This window comes from Sulfuricurvum sp., from assembly GCF_049305995.1.
Lineage (GTDB): Bacteria > Campylobacterota > Campylobacteria > Campylobacterales > Sulfurimonadaceae > Sulfuricurvum.
On the sequence record NZ_JBAQPS010000184.1, the window covers coordinates 1 to 5,957 of the forward strand.

General features: G+C 38.3%; 6 protein-coding genes and 1 pseudogene. 6 read left to right on the forward strand and 1 reads right to left on the reverse strand.

Annotation, left to right across the window (positions count from 1 at the left end; genetic code table 11):
* The 6 genes from WA010_RS06360 to WA010_RS06385 all read left to right on the forward strand — a co-directional run.
* Positions 1-185: SPOR domain-containing protein (locus WA010_RS06360; RefSeq protein WP_422556304.1), on the forward strand; the 185-nt coding region annotated here is incomplete at its 5' end.
* A 1-nt stretch (position 186) separates the two neighbouring features.
* Positions 187-1,599 carry an anthranilate synthase component I family protein gene (locus WA010_RS06365; protein ID WP_422556305.1) on the forward strand — a complete coding sequence of 471 codons (1,413 nt, stop codon included), beginning with the start codon at positions 187-189 and terminating at the stop codon, positions 1,597-1,599.
* Entirely contained in the window at positions 1,596-2,387 is a 792-nt protein-coding gene (locus WA010_RS06370; RefSeq protein WP_422556306.1) for a shikimate dehydrogenase, read from the forward strand. The genes WA010_RS06365 and WA010_RS06370 overlap by 4 nt, the downstream gene beginning before the upstream one ends.
* Positions 2,388-2,463: 76 nt before the next feature.
* A complete protein-coding gene (locus WA010_RS06375; protein WP_422556309.1) occupies positions 2,464-3,246 on the forward strand; it encodes a pyridoxine 5'-phosphate synthase in 783 nt (260 codons plus the stop codon).
* Positions 3,234-4,184 carry a 4-hydroxythreonine-4-phosphate dehydrogenase gene (gene pdxA / locus WA010_RS06380; protein ID WP_422556307.1) on the forward strand — a complete coding sequence of 317 codons (951 nt, stop codon included), beginning with the start codon at positions 3,234-3,236 and terminating at the stop codon, positions 4,182-4,184. The genes WA010_RS06375 and pdxA overlap by 13 nt, the downstream gene beginning before the upstream one ends.
* Positions 4,163-5,239 carry a hypothetical protein gene (locus WA010_RS06385; RefSeq protein ID WP_422556308.1) on the forward strand — a complete coding sequence of 359 codons (1,077 nt, stop codon included), beginning with the start codon at positions 4,163-4,165 and terminating at the stop codon, positions 5,237-5,239. The genes pdxA and WA010_RS06385 overlap by 22 nt, the downstream gene beginning before the upstream one ends.
* On the opposite strand, the pseudogene WA010_RS06390 reads toward WA010_RS06385, so the two are convergent.
* Positions 5,236-5,957 (reverse strand): annotated as a pseudogene (locus WA010_RS06390) (carboxynorspermidine decarboxylase); the annotation flags it as partial. The gene WA010_RS06385 and the pseudogene WA010_RS06390 overlap by 4 nt on opposite strands.

Genomic DNA, 5,957 nt, shown 5'->3' on the forward strand with positions numbered 1-5,957 from the left:
GTAAACAACCTGATCAAGCTTTTTTTGATCGTATTAATGCCAGTGGATTAAAATACACTACGATACCGAATGGAGCAATGACAAAAATAATGATAGGACCATTTCAAGGTGAAAAAGCGGCTCGTGATGTTCTTGGAAACGTCAAACGGAACATCGAATCCGGCGCCTATATTACAAAGGGATAAAGTGATTACTTCACGCCATATTTCTCTCGATCAATTCGCCCCAATTGCCATTTATGAAAAGGCTAAAAGCTTTTTTACTTGTGAAGTCAGTTTTTTGCTTGAAAGTGCCGGAAATAGTAATGGTAACTACACCATTATTATTATCGGTGCACGTGAACGTCTTACCTATAGTAATAAAACAACCCTCTATCGCGATAGTGTGGGTAAGGAACATGCTCTTGAAATCTCTCCCTTTGCATTTTTGAAAAATTATTATCAATCCCTAGACAAAAAGAGCTATCGTGAAGAGGCTCGTGCTTTGGGTATTGGATATATCGACGGTTTTATCGGTTATATAGGATACGATATGGTTCAAGTATTTGAGCCAATACTTGAAGAATCCATGCGTGATTTAATCGATCAGACGTATATCCCTGATATGGATTTAATCCTTCCAAAACTTGCACTCATCGTCTCGCATAAAAATGCAACGATCACGATGCTTAGCTGTGTTAAAGAAATGATTGATAAATTTGATGAGATCGAAACACTACTAAAATCTCCCTATCACTATACTCCGCTTCAAGCGATTCGTGAAGATCAAGGGGGAACATTTATCTTTTCTAAAGAACACTTTTTTTCAATGGTTGATAAATCAAAAGAGATGATTAAGAGTGGTGATGTTTTCCAAATCTTGATGACCAACCGTTACATACGTCATGCACAAGTTGATTCTTTTAGCTTTTACCGTGTTTTACGCCTTAAAAACCCCTCGCCTTATATGTATTTGATGGAATATGAAAATTTTAGCATTGTCGGAAGTTCACCCGAAGTGATGGTACGTTTAAGTGATGGCGATATTTTACTACGACCGATTGCAGGAACCCGTAAACGTGGTGAAACTGCCCAACGTGATCTAGAACTCGAAGAAGAGCTTCTCTCTGATCCCAAAGAGTTGGCTGAACATTTGATGCTGATCGATTTAGGTCGTAACGATGTCGGACGGGTTGCTAAAACAGGAACCGTTCATGTAGAAGAAATGATGCATGTAGAACGTTATTCGCACGTAATGCATATCGTATCTGATGTTCATGCCCAAATCCAGGAAAATAAAGATATGTTTGACCTCCTTGCTGCCGTTTTTACAGCAGGAACAATGACAGGTGCACCAAAAATTCGGGCAATGGAACTAATTGCAGAATATGAAGGGATCAAACGGGGCTTTTATAGCGGAACTATCGGCTATTTCGGTTTTGATGGAAATATGGACAGTGCTATTACGATCCGTACTGCTTTAATCAAACCCAATGAAGTGATTTTACAAGCAGGTGCTGGAATCGTCGCCGATTCTCAAAATGAGCTCGAATACCTCGAAGTAACTAATAAACTCGGTGCTCTTATGAGCACTTTAGATGACCTTATTGATCCATCATGAACCTCTATTCTATATTCGGTGATCCGATCTCCCATTCCCGTTCGCCGCTTATGCACAATACAGTTTTCAAAACTCTCGGGTTCAGGGGATGCTATACACGCACTCAGCTAAGTGATGGAAACAGACTGCGTGAACTTTTTTTTGCAAAAGGGCTTAGTGGCGCAAATGTCACCGTACCCCATAAAGAGATAGCATACGCACTGTGCGACGAAGTACGTGGGATTGCTAAAAAGATTCAAGCAGTCAATACACTTGTTCTTGAAAATGGCCGACTTATCGGATATAACACAGATGCAGACGGATTTATGAGTGCTATTCAATCGTTTGGAACTATTAAAAATGCTCTCATTTTAGGAGCAGGCGGTACTGCACGTGCCCTTTCTATAGCACTTAGAGATGGGGGAATTACCGCGACTATTCTCAATCGTTCTTCGGGACGTTTAGCATATTTTATCCATGAAGCATTTCCTACTTATACATGGGATAATTTTACTGTCGATTCGTATGATCTTATCATAAATACAACTTCAGCAGGACTATCAGATAATGAGCTTCCTATCCCGCAATTATTACTCAATGACCTATTAACACATACAAAAGGGGTCATCGATGTTATTTATGGTAAAGAAACCCCATTTTTACGTGAAGTAAAACGAACTGCTTTACCGTATAAAGATGGTTCCGATATGCTTTTGGAACAAGGAATTCTTGCCTCAGCTCTTTTTTTAGGTGGTACATATACGATAGATGCTATCAAAGTACCCATGAAATATAGCTTTTTACTCTAGGTAGTTCCTCTTACAATATCAACTTTAAATAAATTCACAAAACGTAGGAGTTTTTATGCACACGGTTAAGCCTAAAATGTCACTTGGTGTCAATATTGATCATATTGCTGTTTTGAGAGAAGCTCGTAAAATCAATGATCCGGATCCACTTATGGCACTTGCGATTTGTGCTCAAAGCGGTGCTGATCAAATTACTATTCATTTACGTGAAGATCGTCGCCACATTCATGATGAAGATGTACGCCGCATTATCGAAAATTCTGTTCTACCTGTAAATTTAGAGTGTTCTATCAATCCTGAAATTATCGATATCGTATCTACTCTACGCCCACATCGTGTAACATTGGTTCCTGAAAAAAGAGAAGAAGTAACAACGGAAGGCGGGCTTGATGTATGTGCGCAATATGAAATAATATTAAACACTATCAAAAAGCTCACAGAGAATGAGATAGAAGTATCTCTCTTTATCGATCCCACTGATGAAGCAGTAGATATCTCGTGCAAACTTGGGGCTCAATGGGTTGAACTTCATACGGGAACTTATGCCAATGTATATGCAATGCGATATTCTTCCCTTTCTCACTCGCATCATGCAATTGATTCCCTTAAACTAAGTCGTAAGGATCTCAATTCACGATTAAATCAATCCTATGAAGATATTGTTAATGCTGCCAATAAAGCACGTATATTCGGATTAAAAGTAGCCGCCGGTCATGGGCTTAATTATCAAAATGTGACGCCTATTGTTCAAATTGATACGATTGAAGAACTGAATATAGGGCAAAGTATCATTGCTCGCTCAATCTTTACTGGATTGCAAACTGCTGTATCGGACATGAAAGTATTATGTCAGCGTTGAAAACTATCGCTATTAGTGTTGGTGACCTTAATGGTATTGGCTTTGAAATAATTCTAAAGGCACATAATCAAATCAAAAAGCTTTGTAATCCGCTTTATTGTATTAACTACGCAATGGCACAACAAGCAGCAAGCTTATTAAACACACAAATTCCTAATGATTTTCATCTAGTTAAAGTCTCGGGAGAATTTACAATCGAAAAGGGTATAGTATCAGCTTCAAGCGGACGTTACAGTTATGACTCTTTTGTCACTGCTGTAGAGCTTGCTAAATCCAAAAGTGTTGATGCGATTGTTACTCTTCCCATCCATAAAGAGGCATGGATGATGGCAGGTATTCCCTTCGTAGGGCATACGGATTTATTACGTCATTTATTCAAGCAGGACGCAATAATGATGCTAGGATGTGATCAGCTTTATGTTGCATTATACACTGAACATATTCCCCTTCGGAAAGTTGCTGATGCTATACATATTGAAAAAATTACCGATTTTTTACTCTTACTGCATAAAAGTGTCAATCGTTTTCCAATCGGAGTACTTGGGCTTAACCCACATGCAGGAGATCACGGTGTTTTAGGAAATGAGGAGACGATTATCGCCAAAGCTATACAACAGACAAATCAACAAATCGGCAAAAATATTTTTGAAGGGCCACTGGTTCCGGATGTCGCTTTTACTCCTCGTAATCGAGAATATTATAAAACGATAGTTGCAATGTATCACGATCAGGGGCTTGCTCCACTTAAAGCACTTTATTTTGATGAAGGAATCAATGTTTCTTTAGGACTTCCAATCATCCGAACTTCCGTTGATCACGGTACAGCATTTAACATTGCCTATCAAAATAAAGCGTCAATATTAAGCTATAATAATGCTATTATAGCAGCACTTACTTTTTTAGATGAAAGGCACCTATGTTATACGACGAAGCTGTAACCATATTTAGAGATATTACACACCCTGATTTTAATCTTGATTTATTTCATCCTATATTTATGAAAGCCGCATGGAAAGCATATCGAGATATAGAATGTGAACATGTTTTAGCTGACAAATTTCAATCTATAATCAATCCTCTTTTTGATGCGTTATTCATAGAAAATGGCGGTTATATGTATGACGTGACGAATGAAATTAATAATTTGTTTCCTAACACTCAGCAAACCGAACAATTTTTAAATAATACCTTTCATATTATTCTGAATCTTTATATTAAATCATTTTATGGAGTCAGTGGTGGATGGGAAAAAATAATTCCGTTTGCTAATGCAATCGAATACTTTATTACTAATATTACAGATCAAAACAATAAAGATAAATCTCATTTTCTTTTTCAACACAGCGTTATTGCTTCACTCGAAATATTACGACACAAAAACAAAGACATTACCCTCTATAACACATATTGCGGTGTACCGATACAGTATGAAGCGCAAGTTATTGAGTCGAATAGACAAGGTGTTTTAATCAAAGCACACCCGATTCAAAATACAGCAGCAGTCTTACAAAATGGAATTCATCTCCTAAAAAATGAATATTTACCTTATAATATTTATGCATCAGTCACACCTAAATATATGAAAGGTGAACGGTATTTAGAGTTATATGACTTTAAAAAGCTTGAAACTTCTTTTTTTCAACGTACAAGCGTACGTGTTCATCCACCTAAACCTTTTGTGTTAGAAGTAATTCATAATGCTGTACATCTAAAATTAAATATATTTGATATCTCACTGGGAGGTGTGGCAACCACGAGTAAACACAACTATACCCTTGGTAATAGTATAGAAGCCACACTCTATTTCCCTACCGAAATCATAGGTGAAACACATGGAATCAAAGGGTATTTTGTATTTACCTCCTCCTATGAAGAAGGGAAAAAATATCATTTTAAAATGAACCCAACAAGACAACAAGAATTTTATCTCAGTAAGTATATTGCCCGAAGACAACAAGAAATTATTAAAATGTTACGAGATGAAATCGTCTAAGAAAGACGGTTGCGATAATCTTCGTATCCGAATTCATGAACGATTTTTAGTTCTCCCTCTTTCGTATAGATAGCAATGGAGGGGAGCTTGATCCCGTTGAAAGTCGTATTTTTCACAAATGTATAATGAATTTGATCTTCAAAAATAATTTTATCCCCCACTTTGAGCGGTTCGTCAAACGAATAATCACCCATAATATCTCCGGCTAGGCATGTATTGCCCCCTAAGCGGTAAGTATGAGCTTTTTCTCCTGCTTCGCCTGAACCTCGAATCATCGCTCGGTACGGCATCGCAAGGGTATCAGGCATATGAGCTTCCGCTGAACTGTCTAAGATGGCAATATCCATCCCGTTATGAACGATATCGAGTATTGATGCAACTAAAGGCCCTGTTTGCCATCCTATCGCTTCACCCGGTTCGAGATAGACAGTAATGTTGTTGTGTCGCGCTTTGAATGCTCGGATAACCTCGATCAAGCGATCCACATCATAATCCACACGGGTGATATGGTGCCCTCCTCCGAAATTAACATAGTTCATCCCGTCGATGTAAGAGCCGAATTTGGCTTCAAACGCTTCGAGTACCCCCTCCAGTGCATCGACGTTTTGTTCACAGAGGGCGTGAAAGTTCAGTCCGTCGAGTTTAGAGACGATGCTCTCATCGAAGTTGGCTAACGTCGTCCCTAAACGACTATAAAGTCCGCACGGATTATACAAAT

Bases quoted from the DNA above. Each gene is read 5' to 3' on its own strand.
- WA010_RS06370 (WP_422556306.1), top strand. From the start codon at position 1,596: ATGAACCTCTATTCTATATTCGGTGATCCGATCTCCCATTCCCGTTCG.
- WA010_RS06375 (WP_422556309.1), top strand. From the start codon at position 2,464: ATGTCACTTGGTGTCAATATTGATCATATTGCTGTTTTGAGAGAAGCT.
- pdxA (WP_422556307.1), top strand. From the start codon at position 3,234: ATGTCAGCGTTGAAAACTATCGCTATTAGTGTTGGTGACCTTAATGGT.
- WA010_RS06385 (WP_422556308.1), top strand. From the start codon at position 4,163: ATGTTATACGACGAAGCTGTAACCATATTTAGAGATATTACACACCCT.